Annotated in this window: 12 protein-coding genes; 2 read left to right on the plus strand and 10 right to left on the minus strand. The window is 41.1% G+C overall.

The features are described 5' to 3' along the window. Positions 1-12: 12 nt before the first annotated feature. The 3 genes from E7Y33_RS07255 to E7Y33_RS07265 all read right to left on the minus strand — a co-directional run bounded on the left by E7Y33_RS07255 (position 13) and on the right by E7Y33_RS07265 (position 11,141). A complete protein-coding gene (locus E7Y33_RS07255) occupies positions 13-630 on the minus strand; it encodes a class I SAM-dependent methyltransferase (RefSeq protein ID WP_185755952.1) in 618 nt (205 codons plus the stop codon). Between the two features lie 213 nt (positions 631-843). Next, positions 844-10,137, minus strand: a complete 9,294-nt coding sequence (locus E7Y33_RS07260; protein WP_139690078.1) for a CshA/CshB family fibrillar adhesin-related protein — start codon at positions 10,135-10,137, stop codon at positions 844-846. 296 nt (positions 10,138-10,433) lie between these two features. Next, entirely contained in the window at positions 10,434-11,141 is a 708-nt protein-coding gene (locus tag E7Y33_RS07265; protein ID WP_139690079.1) for a glucosamine-6-phosphate deaminase, read from the minus strand. A gap of 147 nt (positions 11,142-11,288) precedes the next feature. Between E7Y33_RS07265 and queA the strand changes: the two genes are divergently transcribed. Further along, complete coding sequence (queA, locus tag E7Y33_RS07270; protein WP_139690323.1) at positions 11,289-12,317, plus strand: tRNA preQ1(34) S-adenosylmethionine ribosyltransferase-isomerase QueA; 1,029 nt, start codon at positions 11,289-11,291, stop codon at positions 12,315-12,317. Between the two features lie 39 nt (positions 12,318-12,356). On the opposite strand, the gene E7Y33_RS07275 is transcribed toward queA, so the two are convergent. The 5 genes from E7Y33_RS07275 to mnmL form a co-directional block, all read right to left on the minus strand. Continuing rightward, entirely contained in the window at positions 12,357-13,217 is an 861-nt protein-coding gene (locus E7Y33_RS07275; protein WP_000759520.1) for a YihY/virulence factor BrkB family protein, read from the minus strand. Between the two features lie 29 nt (positions 13,218-13,246). Beyond that, positions 13,247-15,301: a cation:proton antiporter gene (locus E7Y33_RS07280; protein WP_139690080.1), complete on the minus strand. Its 2,055-nt coding sequence runs from the start codon at positions 15,299-15,301 to the stop codon at positions 13,247-13,249. An 11-nt stretch (positions 15,302-15,312) separates the two neighbouring features. Next, positions 15,313-15,567, minus strand: a complete 255-nt coding sequence (locus E7Y33_RS07285; RefSeq protein ID WP_000361100.1) for a hypothetical protein — start codon at positions 15,565-15,567, stop codon at positions 15,313-15,315. After that, a complete protein-coding gene (mnmM, locus tag E7Y33_RS07290; RefSeq protein WP_139690081.1) occupies positions 15,560-16,117 on the minus strand; it encodes a tRNA 5-(aminomethyl)-2-thiouridylate-methyltransferase MnmM in 558 nt (185 codons plus the stop codon). The genes E7Y33_RS07285 and mnmM overlap by 8 nt, the downstream gene beginning before the upstream one ends. A 705-nt stretch (positions 16,118-16,822) precedes the next feature. Further along, positions 16,823-17,752 (minus strand): tRNA modification radical SAM protein MnmL/YtqA, encoded by a 930-nt coding sequence (gene mnmL, locus E7Y33_RS07295; protein ID WP_139690082.1) that lies wholly within the window; start codon positions 17,750-17,752, stop codon positions 16,823-16,825. Between the two features lie 91 nt (positions 17,753-17,843). Here mnmL and E7Y33_RS07300 point away from each other — a divergent pair, with 91 nt between their 5' ends. Beyond that, positions 17,844-18,203: a DUF3397 domain-containing protein gene (locus tag E7Y33_RS07300; protein WP_000525394.1), complete on the plus strand. Its 360-nt coding sequence runs from the start codon at positions 17,844-17,846 to the stop codon at positions 18,201-18,203. 81 nt (positions 18,204-18,284) lie between these two features. Here the strand turns inward: E7Y33_RS07300 and E7Y33_RS07305 are convergent, their stop codons facing one another. Together E7Y33_RS07305 and E7Y33_RS07310 are read right to left on the minus strand one after the other, a co-directional pair. After that, a complete protein-coding gene (locus E7Y33_RS07305) occupies positions 18,285-19,025 on the minus strand; it encodes a class I SAM-dependent methyltransferase (RefSeq protein ID WP_139690083.1) in 741 nt (246 codons plus the stop codon). Between the two features lie 206 nt (positions 19,026-19,231). Then, positions 19,232-22,594, minus strand: coding sequence for a Cna B-type domain-containing protein (locus tag E7Y33_RS07310; protein ID WP_139690084.1), 3,363 nt, complete (start codon positions 22,592-22,594; stop codon positions 19,232-19,234). Positions 22,595-22,769: the final 175 nt, after the last annotated feature.

The raw sequence follows: 22,769 nt of genomic DNA on the forward strand, positions 1-22,769 counted from the left end.
ATTGTACCTCCATTAATGTTTAACAATTTTATAAAGGATCCACGATTCCTTTCTTTGACTAGTCACGAGCTCAAACCCTATTAACAACAAGAATCGTCTAAATGCTTCTTCGCTTTGTACCTCTGGTAAAAAGTAAGATAACTTGTTATACTCACAAGCTAGTAAGAGCATCCCGTCTGATTTGAGTATTCTTCTAAGTTCCATAAAAGAAGCCTCTAGGTCCCGCCAATGAAAATGAGTTTGAAAGGCTGTGATTAAATCAACACTTTCATCAGAAAAGCCTGTCTCCCTAACGTCTCTTCGTTCAAAATTTAGATTAGTCATCTCTACCTGTTTGGCTTGAGCTATTGCAGTATCTGAAATATCAATTCCAGTTATGGTACTTTGCGGAAAAGTTTCTTTCAGCAGGATGGTTGAACGACCATTCCCAACTCCTACATCTAAGATTACAGGGTAAAACGTTCTATCCAGATGACGAATTGCCCATACAAACATGGGGAGATAGGTTCGATTCCACAATTTCATCATTCGTTTTCCTAGAAAGCCCGAAGGATTCTTTGATTGCTGAATGAGACGAGAAAACAGTAACATTAAAAGTAAAAAACAAGTAAAACCAATTATATAAATCAAAGTCGAGCCTCCTCGTATAGCTATATTATACCACTTTAGTAAAATTGTGAATAATTGATGCAAAATAATTAAACGATTTTTAAACCAATTACCAAAAAGAGAGAACCATTTGGTTCTCTCTTTCTGTTAGACTGACATCTTCTTAGATAGTAATGAATGTAATCATTTCAATCAAGTATCTAAAACAACTTACTTGATGACTTTCTCCACTAATTATTCTTCCTCAGATTTTTTTCTTTGAGCTAGAGAAATTAATCCCATACCTGATAAAGCAGCCAATAGACCAGCTGTCAAGTGAGATGTCTCCTCAGAACCCGTATTTGGAAGAGTTTTAGCAGTTCTTTCTTCTGTAATACCTTGTTGTTCTGGATTTTCAACTACAGGAAGTTCTACTACGGTTGGAGTATAGAATCCTGAAATGATATTTCCATTGCGATCTTTACGGATCACTTTCACACCTTTGGCTTGTCCTACAAAGTCTGCCTCAGGGGTAAAGGTGATGGTGCCATCTGGTGAGATTACATAAGTTCCTTCTCCTGGAACGACTTTTTCAGTTGTTCCATCTTCAAAGGTTGGCGGAACTGTCAGATCGACATCACCTGTAAAGTTTGGTTTACCAGTCTGAGTTTGACCTTTAAGACCTTCTGATGTCGCATCACTCACTTGTGTTTGTCCAAGGACAGTTGGTGTGTAATGAGCAGTAACTACATTTCCATACATATCCAAACGTTTCACAACCAATCCTTTAGCTGTACCAACAAAGTCTGGTTCTGGAGTAAAGGTAATCTTACCATCTTTATCAATTGTATAGCTTCCTTCACCTGGAACAACCATAGTCGTGCTACCATCCTCAAATGTTGGTGGAACAGTCGAATCGATATGTCCTTCAAACACTGGTGTTGCCACTTGTGGTTGGCCTTTTGCTCCTGTAGAAGCCGTGTCATGACCAGTAGACGGATCTACAACTGTTGGACGATAAGTCGCAGTAACTGAGGTACCATTCTTATCCTTACGGACAATCGCTACGCCGGTCCCTTTTCCTACAAAATTAGCTTCTGGAGTGAAGGTGACGGTGCCATCTGGTGAGATTGCGTAAGTTCCTTCACCTGGAATCACTTTTTCAGTTGAGCCATCTTCAAAGGTTGGTACCACAGTTTCATCAATTGGAACCAGTGGATCGCCACCTTGGAAGGTTGGAGTACCTGTTTGTACAAGTCCCTTAATATTAACTGAAGAACTATCTTTACCAGTTGGTGTTACCTTAGTAAACTCTGGACTGTAAGTTGCAGTGACTGGAGTGCCGTTCTTATCCACGCGTTTCACGGTGACTGGATCTGGTTTACCAACGAACTGCTTGTCTGGCGTGAAAGTTACAGTTCCGTCTGGTGCAATTGTGTAAGTTCCTTGACCTGGAATGGTCTTCTCTTTACTTCCATCTGCGAAGGTTGGCTCAACTGTTTCATCAATTGGAACCAGTGGATCACCACCTTGGAAAGTTGGAGTGCCTGTTTGTGGAAGGCCTTGAGGACCTGTGCTAGTTGCACCAGTTCCTATAGGAGTGACCTTAGTGAATTCTGGACTGTAAGTTGCAGTGACTGGAGTGCCGTTCTTATCCACGCGTTTAACCGTTACTGGGTCTGGTTTGCCTACAAACTGCTTGTCTGGAGTGAAGGTTACTGTTCCGTCTGGCGCAATGGTGTAAGTTCCTTGACCAGGAATAGACTTCTCTTTGCTTCCATCGTCGAAGGTTGGCTCTACTGTTTCATCGATTGGAACCAGTGGGTCGCCACCTTGGAAGGTTGGGGTACCTGTTTGTGGAAGGCCTTGAGGACCTGTGCTAGTTGCACCAGTTCCTATAGGAGTGACCTTAGTGAATTCTGGACTGTAAGTTGCAGTGACTGGAGTGCCGTTCTTATCCACGCGTTTCACGGTGACTGGATCTGGTTTGCCTACAAACTGTTTGTCTGGAGTGAAGGTCACTGTTCCGTCTGGTGCAATCGTGTAGGTTCCTTGTCCTGGAATGGTCTTCTCTTTGCTTCCATCTTCGAAGGTTGGCTCGACCGTTTCATCAATTGGAACCAGTGGATCACCACCTTGGAAAGTTGGAGTGCCTGTTTGTGGAAGGCCTTGAGGACCTGTGCTAGTTGCACCAGTTCCTATAGGAGTGACCTTAGTGAATTCTGGACTGTAAGTTGCAGTGACTGGAGTGCCGTTCTTATCCACGCGTTTCACGGTGACTGGATCTGGTTTGCCTACAAACTGTTTGTCTGGAGTGAAGGTCACTGTTCCGTCTGGTGCAATCGTATAGGTTCCTTGTCCTGGAATGGTCTTCTCTTTGCTTCCATCTTCGAAGGTTGGCTCGACCGTTTCATCAATTGGAACCAGTGGATCACCACCTTGGAAAGTTGGAGTGCCTGTTTGTGGAAGGCCTTGAGGACCTGTGCTAGTTGCACCAGTTCCTATAGGAGTCACTTCTTTCACCACAGCTTGGTACTTAACGGTAACTGGGGTGCCGTTGGCATCCACACGAGTCAATTCAAGCTCTGGTGTTTCACCCTTGAACTGTTTATCAGGAGTGAAGGTCACCTTACCATCTGCGTCCACTTCGAACTTACCAACATTTGGAACTTCCTTCACAGCTGTCCCATTGTCAAATAGTGGAGTCGAATCCGCTGGGAATGGAACAGAGTCATGGCCTGGAGTGAAGGTCACTTTACCTTCTTGGACCTGACCTTGAAGTCCTTCTGTCTTATCACCCGTACCAGTTGGTGTTACCTTAGTAAACTCTGGACTGTAAGTTGCAGTGACTGGAGTGCCGTTCTTATCCACGCGTTTCACGGTGACTGGATCTGGTTTACCAACGAACTGCTTGTCTGGCGTGAAAGTTACAGTTCCGTCTGGTGCAATTGTGTAAGTTCCTTGACCTGGAATGGTCTTCTCTTTACTTCCATCTTCAAAGGTTGGCTCAACTGTTTCATCGATTGGAACCAGTGGATCGCCACCTTGGAAGGTTGGTGTGCCGGTTTGTGGAACACCCTGAGGACCTGTGCTTGTTGCACCGGTTCCTGTAGGAGTTACCTTAGTAAACTCTGGGCTGTATGTCGCAGTAACTTCTGTACCGTTCTTATCCACGCGTTTAACCGTTACTGGGTCTGGTTTGCCTACAAACTGCTTGTCTGGAGTGAAGGTTACTGTTCCGTCTGGCGCAATCGTGTAAGTTCCTTGACCTGGAATGTTCTTCTCTTTGCTTCCATCTGCGAAGGTTGGCTCAACTGTTTCATCGATTGGAACCAGTGGATCGCCACCTTGGAAGGTTGGTGTGCCGGTTTGTGGAACACCCTGAGGACCTGTGCTTGTTGCACCAGTTCCTGTAGGACTTACCTTAGTAAACTCTGGGCTGTATGTCGCAGTAACTTCTGTACCGTTCTTATCCACGCGTTTAACCGTTACTGGGTCTGGTTTGCCTACAAACTGCTTGTCTGGAGTGAAGGTTACTGTTCCGTCTGGCGCAATCGTGTAAGTTCCTTGACCAGGAATAGACTTCTCTTTGCTTCCATCATCGAAGGTTGGCTCAACTGTTTCATCGATTGGAACCAGTGGGTCGCCACCTTGGAAGGTTGGGGTACCTGTTTGTGGAACACCCTGCGGACCTGTGCTAGTTGCATTAGTGCTTGTTGGAGTGACCTTGGTCACTGTTGGTGTATAAGTTGCGGTAACTTCTGTACCATTCTTATCCACTCGTTTCACTGTGACTGGATCTGGTGTACCAACATATTGTTTGTCTGGCGTAAAGGTAATAGAGCCATCTGGATTGATGCTGTATTCACCTACACCTGGAACTGTTTTCGTTGACTGTCCATCTTCGAAAGTCATTGGTTTCGTATCATCAATCGGAACCAATGGATTACCTTCTGTGAAGGTTGGGGTACCTTTTTGCGGTTGACCTTGGATACCATTTGAAGTGGCATTCGTTGAAGTTGGAACTACTTCTTTCACCACCGCTTGGTACTTGACAGTAACAGGAGTTCCGTTGGCATCCACACGAGTCAATTCAAGCTCTGGTGTTTCACCCTTGAACTGTTTGTCTGGAGTGAAGGTCACCTTGCCATCTGCGTCCACTTCGAACTTACCGACATTTGGCACTTCTTTCACAGTTGTACCATTGTCAAATAGTGGAGTTGAATCAGCTGGAAATGGAACTGAGTCATGACCTGGAGTGAAGGTCACTTTACCTTCTTGGACCTGACCTTGCAGACCCTCTGTCTTATCACCTGTTCCAGTTGGTGTCACTTTCGTAAACTCTGGGCTGTAAGTTGCAGTAACTGGGGTGCCATTCTTATCTACGCGTTTGACTGTGACTGGATTTGGGTTTCCAACAAACTGTTTGTCTGGAGTGAAAGTTACAGTTCCGTCTGGTGCAATCGTGTAAGTTCCTTGGCCTGGAATAGATTTCTCTTTGCTTCCATCTGCGAAGGTTGGCTCGACTGTTTCATCAATTGGAACCAGTGGATCACCACCAGCAAACGTTGGAGTACCCGTTTGTGGAACACCCTGAGGACCTGTGCTGGTTGCGCCAGTTCCTGTAGGGGTTACCTTAGTCACTGTTGGTGTATAAGTCGCAGTAACCTCTGTACCGTTCTTATCTACACGTTTCACTGTGACTGGAGTTGGTGTGCCAACATATTGTTTTTCTGGAGTAAAGGTGATAGAGCCATCTGGATTGATGCTGTATTCACCCACACCTGGAACTGTTTTCGTTGACTGTCCATCTTCGAAAGTCATTGGTTTCGTATTATCAATTGGAACCAATGGATTACCTTCTGTGAAGGTTGGGGTACCTTTTTGCGGTTGACCTTGGATACCATTTGAAGTGGCATCCGTTGAAGTTGGAACTACTTCTTTCACCACCGCTTGGTACTTGACAGTAACTGGAGTTCCGTTGGCATCCACACGAGTCAATTCAAGCTCTGGTGTTTCACCCTTGAACTGTTTATCAGGGGTGAAGGTCACCTTACCATCTGCATCCACTTCGAACTTACCAACATTTGGAACTTCCTTCACAGCTGTCCCATTGTCAAATAGTGGAGTCGAATCCGCTGGGAATGGAACAGAGTCATGGCCTGGAGTGAAGGTCACTTTACCTTCTTGGACCTGACCTTGAAGTCCTTCTGTCTTATCACCCGTACCAGTTGGTGTTACCTTAGTAAACTCTGGACTGTAAGTTGCAGTGACTGGAGTGCCGTTCTTATCCACGCGTTTCACGGTGACTGGATCTGGTTTACCAACGAACTGCTTGTCTGGCGTGAAAGTTACAGTTCCGTCTGGTGCAATTGTGTAAGTTCCTTGACCTGGAATGGTCTTCTCTTTACTTCCATCTGCGAAGGTTGGCTCAACTGTTTCATCGATTGGAACCAGTGGGTCACCTCCTTGGAAGGTTGGGGTACCTGTTTGTGGAACACCCTGCGGACCTGTGCTGGTTGCGCCAGTTCCTGTAGGAGTCACTTTAGTCACTGTTGGTGTATAAGTTGCAGTAACTTCTGTGCCGTTCTTATCTACACGTTTCACTGTAACTGGAGCTGGTGTGCCAACATATTGTTTGTCTGGCGTAAAGGTAATAGAGCCATCTGGATTGATGCTGTATTCACCTACACCTGGAACTGTTTTCGTTGATTGACCATCTTCGAAGGTCATTGGTTTCGTATCATCAATTGGAACCAATGGATTACCTTCTGTGAAGGTTGGGGTACCTTTTTGTGGTTGACCTTGGATACCATTTGAAGTGGCATCCGTTGAAGTTGGTGTTACCTTAGTCACTGTTGGCGTATAAGTCGCAGTGACTTCTGTACCATTCTTATCCACTCGTTTCACGGTGACTGGATCTGGAGTGCCAACGTACTGTTTGTCAGGCGTAAAGGTAATAGATCCATCAGAGTTAATGGCATACACACCTACACCCGAAACAGTCTTAGTTGACTGACCATCTTCGAAAGTCAATGGTTTCGTATCATCTAGTGGAACTGCTGGATCACCTGCTGTAAAGGTTGGCTTACCGCTTTGTGGCTGTCCTTGCAGACCAGTTGAGGTATCATTTGTACTTGTTGGAGTGACTTTAGTCACTGTAGGTTGATAAACTGCTTCGGCAGTAGAACCATTCTTATCTGTCACACGAAGAGTTGCAGGAGTTGGTGTACCATAGAAATCAGGTGCTGGTTGGAAGCTAATATCCCCATTCGGTTGAACAGTATAGGTTCCTTGAAGTTTACCACTAGCATCATGTACTGGTAAGCTGTTACCTTGTTGAACTTGTCCATTAACCACAAATTGTGGACCTTCTGGTGCAAATGGCACAGTCTCATTTTGACCATTGATAGTTGCTTGACCAGGGGTAAAGGTGAGGTGGCTATCTTGCTTTTGACCTTGGAGTCCAGTAGTTTCTGCTCCTTGCCCTGTTGGAGTTGCAGCCTTAACATCTGCTTGGTAAGTAGCTGTTACTTCTGTTCCGTTCTTATCTACACGCTTAACGGTTTCTGCAGTTGGACGTCCAGAGTATCCAGGAACTGGTTGGAAAGTAACGCGGCCTGTACTATCCACCTTATAAGTTCCAACACCAGGAACCTCTTTCGTTGACTGACCGTTGTCAAAGGTTGGTGCAATTGATTCATCAATTGGAACACGGTTATCACCTGGAGTGAAAATCAAGTTACCAGATTGTTCAGCGCCTTGGATACCTTCAGAACTTGCGTTTTGAGATGTTGGAACAACTCGGGTAACAGTTGGTTGATAAGTTGCAAAGTGATCATTACCACTTGCATCATTTACTTTTAATTTAATCGGATCAACAGTTCCTACAAATGATTTATTTGGGGTAAAGGTTACTCGACCTGTAGTTGGATCTAAGTTGAAGGTACCAACCTCTTTCCCACCTGATGTTGCAGGAATACTAGTTCCTGAGATAGGATCTCCATTTCCATCCAAGAAAGTAGCAGGATTACTTGCAGATGGTTGAACCGGTGTGTTGGCTGGATTACCATCTGTAAATGAGATGTCTTTTACTTGCGCTAAACCTTGGGCATCAGTTGAACGATGTTCAGTGTAATCAACTACTGTAGGAACATAACGAGCATCCATAGAATTTAGTGGCTGATTGACAACAGGCTCTGAATTATTTTTTGCAGTCCATTCAGTGCTTGCACCGTTGCTATCAAAGCGACGGATGTTAATACCTGATGTAGTCCCTACGTATCCAGCATTTGGAACAAAAACAACATCGACATTATCACCATTTGGCGTCACTTTGTAACGGCCTTCTGCAGTTGTATACCAACCTTCTGCATCTGCCGTTAATTCACGTCCATTATTATCTAAAACAACAGGTGCCTTATTAGTATCAATTGTTGTTCTAGCATTCTCGTCTTCTTTAGAATAACCACGAGATGTGAAGTGTAGGCTTGCTTGTTGTTGTTGATCGCGTAAGCCCTTGGTTTCCTTCTTTTCACCCTTTGGTGGGTATGTAAGGTTGACTTGTAAGTCTTCAACTTCACCACTGAAGGCTGTACCGGTAGGCTTCTCGATATCACCTTGATTCAAGGCAATACGAACACGCATCCCTAACTTCTTGACTGAGTCGTCATTCATTGGAGCATGATTTCTGAAAGTAACTGTGTAGTCTCCTTCAGAAGTGACTTCAGTAAACTCACTGGCTTCGTTCTCGTCAAATTTCCCGTTATTGTTAAAATCAATCCAAGCTCGAACATAGGCTTTTTCATTTCCATTAGCTGAAGCATGGAAACGAAGCGAATAATCCCCATCACGAAGACGATCTGCTTGGAATAACTCATGAGTCTTACCAACTAAGTCTGATGGTAAAAGCTGATCAATCCCTTCATCAGCATGATCTGTACTATCATCGTGAGTCCAATCGTTGCCTGAAGTTGTATCAATATCCGCAGGCTTCCGACCAAGATATGGTTGTGGATTTTGTGCTCCCGTAGCAGCATTGTAACCAGAAATAGTGTGAACTGCATTTCCATAGCTTTCAGGCGCATCCCCAGTATCTACAACCATGAAACCAATCATAGCAGCTTGCTGACCAGAAGATGCGATATAAATACCTACCTCTGATGCTTCACGAGTCATCACAATTGGGACTGTATGATCCTTCGAAGTGTTAGGACCAAAGACTTGTGAACCTAAACCACCCGTTCTTTGATCAGGATTTGTAAATTTAGTCCAGTCAATTGTTGGAGTAGTTGCGTTATCACCAATATACTGACCAAGTCGATTAGGATTCATTGGTGCGTAGGTATCTGTAATCACTTTACCTTGTGGTGACACACGTTTCCATTCAGCTAAATGTTCCCATCCTTTCCCATTTGTAGTAAAGATAGCATATTCACCTGGGTTTGCTTCTTCTCCATCCGCCATAACCACTGTGGCCTTAACAGGCTTGTTTAGATATGTTGCTTCAACCTTAAACTTCACACCATAACTTGCACCATTCTTAGGAACCTGCAATTGGGTTCTACGTCCATTAGTATCAATTCCCTGCTCACGAAGAGATGTCCATTGGTTCATAGGAGCACCAATGATTTTTGGTCGTGCAGAATCGCCCTCTTTAACTTGGCGATTATAGTCTGCAGGTACATATCTAAACCAGGTATTTTTAGCATCAGGATCATAACTATTTTCATAAGAAGTTCCTGCTACACGATCACGATAAATCTCAGTTGAGTGGAAAGGTTTTAGTTCCGTAACTGTTAATTTAACGACATATCCTGGAGAAATTTCCTTCTCATAAACACTACCTACTTTAAGAGAACCGTCAGTATCAAGATTTCTAAACGCTTGAGAATCACCAAAATCTAGCCAGTTGATCTGTTTCACTAGGTCTGCTGGTCTCTTCTTTTCAGAATCCGCTAAAGTTGGTTTTTCAATAGTATTATTTGGATCGCCATCTCGTAAACCTGTAGGTGTAGCGTCTCGACGTGCTCGACGAGAACGTGTAGGTTGTGTAGCTTCCCTAGTCGCTACTGGTTGTTCTGTAGCTGTTGAAGTACTTACAGCTTCTGAGCTAGCTACAGTTGAAGCTGGATTAGCATTCTCTGCAGGCTTGACTTCTGTAGGAAGGACCGGCTTCTCAACTGAAGGTTGAGGTGTTTCAGAAGCTACTGGTTGCTCATCCTTCGGTTTCTCATTAGACTCTGAAGCCGAGTTTGTAGGAGCAGTATACTCACCTGTCTGAGGTGCCTCAGTAGCTGTGGTTGCTACAGTAGTTTCTGCATTTTGTGTTGTTTCAGATGTTGTTGGTGCTGTAGCAGTTGCTGATGGTTCAGCAAGATCCGTTCGAGAAATCTCATTTTGGACACCAGAAGCGCTTGTCTCATCAGCGCTAACCTGAGACGTCACTCCCAATAGAACCAATGTAGACAAGAGCACAGAGCAAACACCTACGTTTAGTTTCCGAATAGAAAACTTACGAAGGTGTGGATTAAATAATTCTTTTCCCATTAGAATCTCCTAAAATTATTTTTTAATATATTATACATTATTTTTAATGATTTAGCTACTAAATTATCCTAGAATAATAACTTTTTTTCTATTTATAAGTTATAAGCAAAGTTCTTAATCATTATTATATTAAGCGTTCTTTATGTTTGTTTTTAGGAATATTTATACTAATGTTTTATCTTTCAAATAAATTATTTTACAAACTAAATTAACCTTTCTTAGAATATAATAAAAAATTATTGTTAATTATTAAGAATCAAAAAACCACTCACTCCAAAGAGCAAGTGGTTGTGAATTTATTTTTCAAGTAAGCTGAGCGCTTCTGCATCAGCGATAATAGTCACATCAGGGTGTTTTTGTAGGCTACTTGCTGGGAGATTCTCAGTCACTGGGCCAGACACTGTTCCGGCAATGGCTTCTGCTTTCGACTCACCGTAAGCAAAGAGAATAATTGACTTAGCATCCAAGATGTTTTTAATTCCCATTGAAATGGCTTGAGTTGGAACGTCTTCAATCTTGTCAAAGAAGCGAGCATTAGCTTCGATTGTAGACTGGTCAAGTTCGACTAGATGCGTTTGGCTATCAAATGGAGTTCCTGGCTCGTTAAAGCCAATATGTCCATTGCGACCAATCCCCAAGATTTGCAAATCAACAGGATGGTCAGCCAAAATTTGATTGTAGCGTTCAACTTCTTCTTCAGCATTATCCTTAACACCACGTGGCAAGAAGCTTTCTTTAAATGGTTTTTGGCTGAACAAGTGTTCTTGCATGAAGTAACGGTAAGACTGTGGATTGTCCCCATCAAGCCCTACATACTCATCGAGGTTTACACTGGTTAGATTTGAAAAATCAAGGTCACTCTCAACGATTTCCTTGTAAAATTCAAGCGGGCTACTTCCTGTTGCAAGTCCTAATGTTTGAGCACCATTGGCCAATTTTTCTCTCAAAATCTCAAAAGCTACTTTTCCACCTTCGACTTGATTCTCAACTTTTATAACTTTCATTTTATATCCTCCATATTTCTATATTCATTATATGGTATAGACCAATTTTTGTCAAGTGAAAACGATTTAATTTCCAAAAAAAGAGCGTCCAAACTTGAAACATGTTATAATGGATAGGATTAGAACTTAGAAAGAATGAACAGATATATGAATACAGCTGATTTTGATTTCCACTTGCCTGAGGAATTGATTGCCCAAACGCCCCTTGAAAAACGAGATTCCTCCAAACTCCTTATCGTCAATCGTGAGACGGGAGAAATGCAGGATAAACACTTCCACTCTATTATAGACATGCTGGAACCCGGTGATGCCCTCGTCATGAACGACACTCGCGTTCTCCCTGCCCGCCTCTATGGTCAAAAGGAAGAGACAGGAGGCCATGTGGAACTTCTCCTGCTCAAAAATACTAGTGGTGATGAGTGGGAGGTTCTCGCTAAACCTGCCAAACGCCTCAAGGTTGGCACTCGTGTCAGTTTTGGAGATGGTCGTCTCAGCGCTGTCGTTACGGAAGAATTGACCCACGGGGGCCGCATTGTCCGCTTTGAATACCAAGGAATTTTCCTAGAAGTTTTGGAAAGTTTGGGAGAAATGCCACTACCACCCTACATCCACGAAAAACTAGATGACCGTGAACGTTATCAAACGGTCTACGCTAAAGAAAGTGGCTCTGCTGCTGCACCAACTGCTGGATTGCACTTCACCAAAGAACTGCTATCAGAAATCCAAGCCAAAGGTGTCCATCTGGTCTATCTCACTCTTCACGTAGGACTCGGAACCTTTAGACCTGTCTCTGTTGACAATCTGGACGAACACGAAATGCACTCAGAATTCTACCAACTTTCTGAGGAAGCTGCTGCCACTCTTCGCTCTGTTAAGGAAAGTAGAGGCCGTGTTATTGCTGTTGGAACTACTTCGATCCGCACACTGGAAACCATCGGTTCCAAGTTTGATGGGCAAATCCAGGCTGATTCTGGCTGGACCAATATCTTTATCAAGCCTGGTTACGAATGGAAGGTCGTGGATGCCTTTTCAACCAACTTCCATCTGCCAAAATCAACTCTCGTCATGTTGGTCTCTGCCTTTGCAGGCCGTGAATTAGTCTTAGATGCATATCAGCACGCTATTCAAGAACACTATCGCTTCTTTAGTTTCGGTGATGCTATGTTTATCTATTAAGAAAATCCCTATTAGGAAACCTAATAGGGATTTTTCCAATTATTCCATACTAAACTTTGGATCTTTCAAACTCTGAACACTGGCATTGATAACTGCTCCAATAATCAAAATCTTTGCAATGAGAATAAACCAGAACATCATGACTACCACGATAATGGAACTGAAAAATCGAACGTCAACCAGATGATTGACATAACTATTGACGTAGACAGAAAAGATATTCAATAAAAAGATAAGAGTTAGCAAGACAAAGACACTTCCTGGTAAAACATAGCGGATTCGTGGTGCTTTTACTTTTGGAAGGAAGTAATAAATCATGACTAGAATGGCAAAGATCAAGGCATAGACCAGAGGGCCTGTAAAATCTTGCAGGTAGGAAAATAGCGGACTATCTGATTGCCAGTAAGTTTTGAGGAGGTTGAGCAACATACGACCAAACATACTCAAAAACAAGGCCAAGGCAAAAAGGATCTGCAAGCCGAAACTAACAAGTAAACTCATCAACTGATGGGAGATAATTCCTCGACTCTTGGTCACTCCATAGGCTTTGTTAAAGGCTTTTTGGAGGAAATCCATTGATTTCGAAAAGGTCCAGAGTGCAGATAAAACGGCAAAACTCAACAAACCAGTTGATGGTTGAGTCAGAACTTCTCGGACAATCTTGGCGACCACATCATACACCGTATCAGGCAAGAATTCCTTGATCGTAAGTAAAAAATTTGAGACCGGAATCTGAAAATAAGGCAAAATATTGACCATTATCATTAGTAAAGGAAAGATTGAAATCAACCAATAGTAGGCAACCGCAACACTGGTCAACTCGCTATCAGATGCTTGATAATAATGCAAAAAAGCTTTCAATAAAGGCCTGTCCATCAGCTCTTTCCACCACTTTTTCATGTTCCATCCTCCGTCATTTTCTTCATCATCTAAGTTCTTCTGATTAAATCTAGCATATCATAAGGTAAAGTATTTGCGGCCTCTTTCAGAGAATAATTTTCTAAATTATTCACATTTTGGCGTAGTTTTTTGGCATACTTGGCTGTTATCAGTTTAGCTTCTTCGTATTCAAAGATTGCCTTACGTTCGAGATAGTAGCCTCGTAGCATTTCATCGATATTGTTTGGCTTGATGCGATTGATAACCCGCTCAACAAAGGCACCACTTCCGATAATGGCCGTCTCGCGTAGACGAGATTCTTGCATAAAACTAATCAGAGAACTCTTGTAAACCCCTTTTAGGTTTTCCAAACTCTCGATAATCAACTCTGTATTTTCCAAATACAACTCTGAAATCTGATCATAGTCAACTGCTAGTAGTTTACGAGATTCTTCATTCATCCAACTACGGAAAGTTTTTCCAAAGGTAAACATTTCATGGAGTAGAAAGCGCAGTATCCGTAAGGAAACTAGGAAGTAATAAGTCACTCTAGAAGCGAAATTCCGATTGATACTCTGCTCCATGTTTTTTAGGTAACGTTGGTAAACTCGATAGCCACGCTCGCTGATTCTATTTTCTTCGTAGGCTTGCTCCAAACCGTCACTCTCAATACTCAAGATAAGAAGCTTGAGGGACTCCCAGTCCTCTTGGACTCTCTTATTTTCCAGACTAAGGATGAGGTTTTCAATCCGACCATGATAATTATCAATAGCTGCATAAAGAGGAAGTTTGTTCTTGTGATGGTCCAGTTCTTTTTCTAATTCTGCAGCTACATCATTCAAAATCGCAATATGCATCAAATGATCCTTGCTTTCCTCTTGTTCCTCAGATAAGTGAGGGAGGAGCAATAAACCTGTTAGAAAGCTTAATAGTGTAACGCCTGCTACGAGAAAGAGCAACAGAGGATACTCCTGCTCCAAATGACTTGGTATGAGGAGAATAGTCGCGATAGATACTGTCCCTTTGACACCAGAGAAGGTCAAAAGAAGCATATCTTTCATGTACTTATGAATTTTTTTCTTAAGTCGACGCGTCCTCACAAAGTAAAAACCAGCAATCATGACAAAGCGGATCGCAAAAAGCAAGAAGGTCAGAACGACAACTGAAAGCAGTAAAAGAAGGGGATTGTAGAGAGAATTAGACAAAATTGGCTCTGCAATCAATTCTAATTCCATTCCCAAGAGAACAAAGACTGATCCATTTAGCATAAAGGTCACGGTGTGCCAGACGGTCTCCGTCACGGTGTCTACCTGAGCCTCAAGGAGCGTAATTTTCTTAAAGCGACTGGCCTTCAAAATACCTGCAACCACTACTGCGATAATCCCTGAAACATGAAACTCCTCTGCAATAAAAAAAGTCATGAGTGGCAAACTTAGCTCTAGCAATAGTTCACTGGCTATATCTATCGCTCGCACACTCAGTAAAAATGTATGCAGGAAACGATTGATCATAGCCGTCACAAAACCGACTACAAAACCACCAAGTATAGAAAGTGCTAGGGAAGTTCCAGCTTGGCTGAAAGAAAACGTTCCTGTTGTCCAAGCAGCAAGAGCCATCTGAAAGGCAACCAAACCAGAAGCGTCATTTAAGAGTCCTTCCCCTTTTAGAATATTAGAAACCCGTTTGGGAAAACGAAAACGTTCAGAAAGAGATGCGAAGGCAACCAAATCTGTTGGCCCAAGTGCCGCTCCAACTGCTAAACAGGCAGCCAAAGGAAGAGTCATCCAAAGGAAGTGAGCCATGCCCCCCAAGCTTAAGGTTGAGATAAAAATCACAGGAAAAATCAGAAAGACGACAATCCGCCAATGTTTCAAAATGGACGTAATATCCGCTTCTTCTGCCTCCCGGAAAAGTAAGGGACCAATAACCATGGCCAGAAACAGCTCTGTATTGAGATGAAAGTCCGCATCGGGAACAAATAAGCCAATCCCAATCCCCAAAAGGATTTGCACAAGAGGAAGGGGCAAAAAAGGGAGAAGTTTATTGGTCGTAGTTGAAATGATTAAGACAAATAAAAATAGAATCAAGTAAATGAGTAATTCCACACAATTCCTCCTTAATCTTTTTTACAACAAGATTCAAAAATCTCCTTTTGCTCTTGGATTTTCTGATCAATCTTAGAACAGTCTTTGTGCTCAATTTTTTTCTGGCATCGTTCCATTTCAAGAGCCACTAATTTTTTCTTAATTTTAAGCATTTTCTTGCTCATATGTGCTTCGTCGAGCACCCCGACTGCTCGCTCGTGATGCGTTGACTCGACAAAATTTTGGCGCATTGTCTCAAGCTTCTCACGAAGGTATTGTTTATCCATGTCTATACCTTTCTAATTTTTCAATCATAACTAAAAACGGTGGATTATTAACTTGGTTGAGAGTCCGATAAATAGCAGCTGTATACTCTTGTTGGTTCAACTGGCTAACAAACTCCAATACAGCATCCCTCTCAGTGTCTCCTCCTTCATGACCATAGTAGATCATGATAGCAATCCGTCCCCCCTTGACAAGCAAATGACACAGCTTTTCTAAGGCTTTAATAGTAGTCTGAGGTTGAGTGATGACGGATTTGTCAGCAGAAGGCAGATAACCCAGATTAAAAATCCCTGCCTTAGCTTCTGTCACAAACTGGTCTAGTGTCTCATGACCTTGCAAGATTAACTGGGCATTTTTCATTCCAGCCTGATCCAAACGCTCTTGCGTCTTCTCCAAAGCCTGCTCCTGGATATCAAAGGCATAGACTTGCTTGGCTAGCTTGGCTAAAAAAAGGGTATCGTGGCCATTGCCCATGGTCGCATCCACTACAATATCCTCTTTTGTCACAACCTCAGCCAAAAAATCATGTGCCATCTCAAGTGGTCTTTTCATTTACCTTTCTCCCATCTTTTATTGTATCTTTTATACAATAAAATAAACATCACAATTATAATTAAACAACAGACTTGCGCTACTCCATTTCCTAAGATACTTTTGTAACTAAGTAAAAGAATATTCACTGATATTTGAAAAGGCGAAGTAAGTAAAATAATAATCCTTAAATAGAAAGTAGATTTTTTATCATAACTTTTCCAAGTTAGTACTTCAAAAATAATTAAATTAATTAATAATGGAAATAATAAAAGTAGACTCTGTAAACTAACAATTTCCCATTGAAATATAGGAATCATTGAAATTGAGACCGATATCCCATTTTCTATTAAGGTTCGTACCCTATCTAGCATTTTCATTTTTTTAAAATTTTTTTGGTATGTAGTGAAGTATTGATTGATTCTTTTTGTAGTTTTTGGGTTAAATTTATCTGGTTTCACCTCATTTATAAGTACCGTCATTATATCTCTAAAATCATATATCAAAAGTAATGAAAATATTAACCCAATAATTAATACTGTAACTTTCACACAGTCATATCTGTCGAAAAAAGTTAGAAAAAAAGATAAAAACATTATAATAAAAGAGCAATTATTAATTAGTTTGAATCTATTTTTTGCACTTATTTCCTTCTCTTTTAAAAATGCATTACTCAAGTCGACATTACGTGAACTAAATTTTTCTAAATACCTTCTCATGTTACTCCTATACCTCAACTTTGCATCCTTGCACACTTCCACGACGGCGCATCTCAGTTTCAATAGCATTTAGCACTTCCCATTTATTGAGGCTCCACATAGGGCCAATCAGCATATCTCTAGGTGCATCTCCTGTAATTCGATGGATGACGATATGCTTGGGAATGATTTCCAACTGGTCACAGATGACCTTGACATACTCATCCTGACTCATCAGTTGCAAACGTCCTTCGTGGTAATCTCGCTGCATGCGCGTATTGGTCATGAGGTGAAGCAAGTGCAGTTTAATTCCTTGAATATCATTATCCGTGACACAGCGACGGACATTTTCAATCATCATCTCATGAGTCTCACCGGGCAAACCATTAATCAAATGGGAAACAATCTCAATCTTGGGATATTTCCTCAAGCGTTTTACTGTTTCCACATACAATTCATAAGAATGGGCACGGTTAATCAGCTCAGATGTTGCTTCAAAGGTTGTCTGCAAGCCCAATTCTACCGTCACATGCATGCGTTCCGATAACTCAGCCAAATATTCGATGGTTTCATCGGGTAAACAGTCTGGCCGTGTTCCGATATTGATCCCTACTACACCTGGCTCGTTGATTGCCTGCTCGTAACGTTCTCGAATCACTTCCACCTTTTCATGGGTGTTGGTAAAATTTTGAAAATAAACCAGATACTTCTGAACATCTGGCCACTTGCGGTGCATAAAGTCAATTTCCTTATAAAATTGCTCACGGATAGGGGCATCCGGTGCCACGATAGCATCTCCAGAACCTGAAACCGTACAAAAAGTACAACCACCATAGGCTACAGTTCCATCCCGATTGGGACAGTCAAATCCCGCATCGATAGGAACTTTGAAAGTCTTCTCTCCAAAAAGTTTTCGATAATAATCATTCAAGGTATTATAAGATTTCATAACTTTCATTATAACAAAAAACACCTACAATCTCAAAAGCCTGACTTTCCAACAAATTCCCTTGTTTCTCATTTCCTTTAGCGTTTTTTTATGATACAATATGGGTATGATTTTAATGAAAATAGCATCTATTTTATTATTGATATTAACCTTGGTGGTTTGCTTTATTGTCACCAAGCTTTTCGGACTTAGGAAAATAGGATTTAATTTCGCGGATCTAGCTTTTCCACTTTTGGTATTCGAGTACTATCTGATTACTGCTAAAGCTTTTACCCACAACTTTCTACCGCGACTTGGAGTCGCACTTTCTCTCCTAGCAATCCTCCTTGTAGTCTTTTTCCTTGTCAAAAAACGAAGTTTTTATTACCCTAAATTCATCAAATTCTTCTGGAGAGCCGGTTTTCTCCTTACCTTAATCATCTACATTGCTATGATTGTCGAATTGATGATGCTCCCATAAAAAACATTCCCTCAGACAGCTGTCTAAGGGAATATTTTTATCTTCATACTTACTTTCTAAGCTCGACCAAGATACTTTTTCTTATTTCCTAAATGTTAAGGCGTAGAATTTGCCATCCCAAAGAAGTTTCATTTCCTTTTCCTTAACTTCGCTTGGAACAGCATTCTCAATTTCACTCAAATCAACAGTAGCATCTTTAAAATAATCCTTACTAAAATGATTTTTCTTATATTGCTGATCCACATAGTCAGCCGTCTCATCTGCAATTAAAATCTTAGTCCCTGGCTTCGCCACTCGTAGCATTTCCTGCATAGCCTTGGCCTTATCATTGAAAAAATTGATTCCGCCAATATGGTAGACAATGTCAAAACTATTATCCGCAAAGGGTAGATCCTCCGCGCAAGCATGGAAAAGTTGCAAATTAGTCTTTTTAGCGCAAGATTTCTGGCATTTTTTAAGCATACTGATAGAAATATCCACCCCTACAAAGTCTAAACTTTTCAGGTCAATTGTCTCAGGAATATAACGGAGGTCTTGACCAGTCCCGATAGAGACATAAAGAACAGATAAATTATCTTTCCATTCTATTTCCTCCATCAGATCCCTTCTCAACTTATCAATTGCCTTGCCGTGGAGAAGTGGTCCTATCCATTTCTCACTCATATCGTACCAGCGAGCCATACGGTTATACATGGTCATGTATTTAGCATTATCTCCAGATAGATAATCTGGATTAAGAGACAGATAGATATCGCCATCTTTTTGAAAATTTTCTACCTCTAAACCTGACTTTAATTTATCTTGTAATCTTGTTTCAATCATATGCAACATCTCCTTTTTTATTTGTCACCTATTATAGTGGAATTCATCGCAAAAACAATAGCTTTTTAGTAAGTGGCAACTATCCACTTGTATCCGGTAGTAGAATCAGGGTCAGTTACAAAAAAACAAGTGCCAATTTCCATTGACACTTATTTCTACTTTTAAACTGTGTTGCAAAATTTCGTGAAAGATACCGTTTAAAAAACTTAATCTTCTTTTTTGCATCTTGCCAAGAATCCTGTTCCCAATCCAAGAAGGGCGATTCCAGCTACTAGAGCCACTTGGTTAGACTCGCTTCCTGTATTAGGCAATTCCCCACCTTTTTTAGGCTTACCTGGTTCATTTGGTTTACCAGGTGTTGGTTTTTCAGGAGTATGCGTATTTGTAATGTTGTAACCTTCTACTGAAGCTGTATAACCATCTGGAACATTCACTTCTTCAACAGTGTAGGCAATCTCCTTACCTTCTCGATAACGATCAAGACCTGTAAACTCATAAGTCCAGCCACTTGTTTCTGACACTGTAGCTGTCTGACCAGTTTCCTTACCATCTGCAAGAAGTTTTACGGTGATAGATGCTGGACGGATGCCATCTTTGTTCTCTTCATCTTTCCAGATCTTATGACCTTTTACAGCTGTTTTCTCTGGGGTATGTTCGTTGGTAATGGTGTACTTACCATCCTTGTCTGTAGTGATGGTTGCTTTGTATTCTGTCATAGCAGTTTCTTTGACAGTGTACTTGATTTCTTGACCATTTTCATACTTAGGAAGTGCTTTTGATTCGAACTTCCAACCAGTAGCTTCTGAAACTTCAATTTCTTGAACAACTTTTTCGCCGTTAAGAATTTGAACTTTCACAGATGTTGTACGTTTACCGTCTTGGTTGTTGTTATCTTTCCAAACCTTAGTTCCTGAAAGGATAACTGTATCTGGATTATGTGTGTTAGTCACTACTTGACCAGTTACAGAGGATTCATAACCAGCTGGTACATCCACTTCCTTGATTGAGTAAGTGATTTCTTTACCAGCTTCGTATTGTGGAAGATTTGTGAAGGATGCTACCCAAGTATTAGCATCTGTCTTATCCTTAGCTGTCAAGGTCAATTTCTTACCTTCAACGGCTACTGGAGTTGCTCCATCAACTGATTTATAAAGTTGAACCGTTACGGACTCAGGACGTTTACCGTCTTGGTTGTTCGCGTCGTTCCATACTTTTGTTACTTTGTAGTCGATTGCTTTAGGAGTATATTTGTTTGTGATCGTAAAGTCTGTAATCTTAGATTCGTATTCTGCTACGGCTTCTTCCGTTACAGTGTATTTGATTTCTTTACCAGCTTTATATTTTGCTAATTTCGTGAATTCGACAGTCCAAGTTCCATCTGCGGCTGCTTGAACTTCTTTCGAATCAACTTGCTGACCGTCTGCTAAAAGATTGATTGTAATCTTGGTTGGACGTTTGCCGTCTTGGTTATTCGCGTCATCCCAGTTCTTGGTTGCTTTTACATCAACTGTTTCTGGAGAATAGCTATTTGTGATAGTGAATCCTGATGCAGCGTCACCAGAAATCTTAGAAGCGTAACCAGGAACAGTTACTTCTTCTACAGTATACTTGATAGGTGTTCCACCTTTATCAGCATCAAGGTCTGTGAAGCTTCCAGCCCAACCGTTTGCGGCATTTAGTTCAAGTGTTTTACCAGTATCTTGACCATCTGCAAGCAATTTAACTGTGACAGACGCTGGACGTTTACCATCTTGGTTGTTCTCGTCCTTCCATGCTTTCTTAACAGAAACTTGAGTTTTTGCTGGAGTATAAGTATTCTCGAAAGCTTTTTCATCATCGTAAGAAACAGTTGCTTCAAGTGCACCTTTGCCCTTATCTACTACAGTAACTGTAGCCGTGACAGTTTTAGTGTCGTACTTGATGCTTGTATCGCTACCAGCTTTTTCAGCAATTTTAAAGGTATAAGTCCCTGCTTTGTCGAATTCCAATTCTGAGAAAGCAATGTTTCCGTCTTTGTCATTCTTCACAGTTTCTTTCACCTTACCATCTTGGTCTGTTAAAGTGAATTCAAACTCTTCAGCCTTCAACTCACGTCCTGTAAGTTTTTTATTAGCCTTAATCTTAACTTTAGCTTTGCTACGTTTATTTGTAACTGTTTTGATAGCTCCATCTTGTCCAACAGTCATCTCAAATGGAGTAGGATTCAACTCATATCCCTCAGGAGCCTCAACCTCGGTTACTGTAAAGTTCCCTTTCTTGATATCACTCTCTGAGTAAATAGATGATTCAGCAATTCCGTCATCATTTGTCGTTACAATTTCCTCTTTAGCCGTAGCTCCTGCTGGAGGAGTAATCTTGAATTTTGCTCCTTTTAGACGGTCATGAGTCAGCTCGTCCACCTTGTAAAGAATGATACGGTAACCTGTTTCTAACTGAATTGTACCGCCAGAAGCAACGACTGAGTTTCCGATTTGCTTAACGACTGTCTTATTACTATAGTCGTCATATGTTAGGATCTGGTCATCACCCTTCATTTCAGCATTGTTTTGGACTTGCGTGCCATCAGCTGGAGCACTTGTTTTATAATTAATTCGAAATGCTGCAGGTTTCCCGTTCTTAGCAACAATTGAAGAAGCATTGTTAATTGTTAAAGTAAAATCGGTATATGACTCATTCCAACTAACTTGGTAATCTTTACCAGCTTCTAAGACCACCTCATCTTTAAAGTAATAAGATTTATCGTACCAACCTGCCGTAACTTTAAATGTTTCTGGAATCATCTGCATCGGTGAGGCATTTGGATCAACCCAGTCATGAATTTCAATTTTGTTATAGGCAGCTTGTTTAGGATTGGCTCGGACATACCAACTGTGTAAATATTGTCCACTCTTATTTAGAGCACTAGATGTCCAATCCTCTTTGTAAATCAGACCATGATACTTACTAAAATTCGCACGTCCAATACCTTCAGAATAATCAGATGCTTCTCCTCTTTTTACCTTAATCTGGTGTGTAATTTCATTTATAGTTTCCGTTTTATCAAATCGAAGCGTCTCATTGCTTAGTTCATTTTTAGAACTAAAACCAACAAAGAAATTTCCTTTAACATTTTGAACTTGATAGCCGCCTTTTTTCTCAAGATAGGTTTTCAGATTTTTTAATGTAATAGTTGCCTTACCACCATTATTATCCCCGTTTGATACAATTTGAGTTTCTCCGATAACGAGATCTGTTTCCTTATCTTTTAAATCAAAAGTTTCATTTCTAACAGTTAAAGGGCTCGGAACAGTAAAGGTAAAGGTATCACCGTCCTCTAATTTACCATCATAGGCGCTCAAATCGTAATCAACAGTGAATTTATAATTTGAGTAGTTATGATGTTCAGGAGAAAGTGTATAAACACCATTCGCATCTGGTTTTATAAACTTACCATTATCAACCTCCCAAATTCCAATATTACTGATAACATTCTTCAGTTCCTTTGCTTGAACTGAATTTGGAGCAAAGATTATCCCTAGCAAACAGGCCAGAGAAGTTAGGATGGGTAACCAAAATTTCTTGTTCTTCATAATCTTCCTTTCTAAATTACCGAAAACATTAAAACGACAAACTATGATTATAAAATCTCAACACTCATCTCCTTTCGAATTCGTTGAAATCCATGAGGGTTATTGAATAAGTTACATCATATTAACATGTTTCATAACTATATGTGAGTGCAATATTTATCATATTTGTTCTGTT

It is taken from the genome of Streptococcus oralis (genome assembly GCF_006175905.1).
GTDB lineage: Bacteria > Bacillota > Bacilli > Lactobacillales > Streptococcaceae > Streptococcus > Streptococcus oralis_BG.

Coding starts and splice junctions, on each gene's coding strand:
- E7Y33_RS07310 (WP_139690084.1), bottom strand. CDS start 22,594: ATGAAGAACAAGAAATTTTGGTTACCCATCCTAACTTCTCTGGCCTGT.
- E7Y33_RS07260 (WP_139690078.1), bottom strand. CDS start 10,137: ATGGGAAAAGAATTATTTAATCCACACCTTCGTAAGTTTTCTATTCGG.
- mnmM (WP_139690081.1), bottom strand. CDS start 16,117: ATGAAAAGACCACTTGAGATGGCACATGATTTTTTGGCTGAGGTTGTG.
- E7Y33_RS07305 (WP_139690083.1), bottom strand. CDS start 19,025: ATGATTGAAACAAGATTACAAGATAAATTAAAGTCAGGTTTAGAGGTA.
- E7Y33_RS07300 (WP_000525394.1), top strand. CDS start 17,844: ATGGGTATGATTTTAATGAAAATAGCATCTATTTTATTATTGATATTA.
- queA (WP_139690323.1), top strand. CDS start 11,289: ATGAATACAGCTGATTTTGATTTCCACTTGCCTGAGGAATTGATTGCC.
- mnmL (WP_139690082.1), bottom strand. CDS start 17,752: ATGAAAGTTATGAAATCTTATAATACCTTGAATGATTATTATCGAAAA.
- E7Y33_RS07265 (WP_139690079.1), bottom strand. CDS start 11,141: ATGAAAGTTATAAAAGTTGAGAATCAAGTCGAAGGTGGAAAAGTAGCT.
- E7Y33_RS07275 (WP_000759520.1), bottom strand. CDS start 13,217: ATGAAAAAGTGGTGGAAAGAGCTGATGGACAGGCCTTTATTGAAAGCT.
- E7Y33_RS07285 (WP_000361100.1), bottom strand. CDS start 15,567: ATGGATAAACAATACCTTCGTGAGAAGCTTGAGACAATGCGCCAAAAT.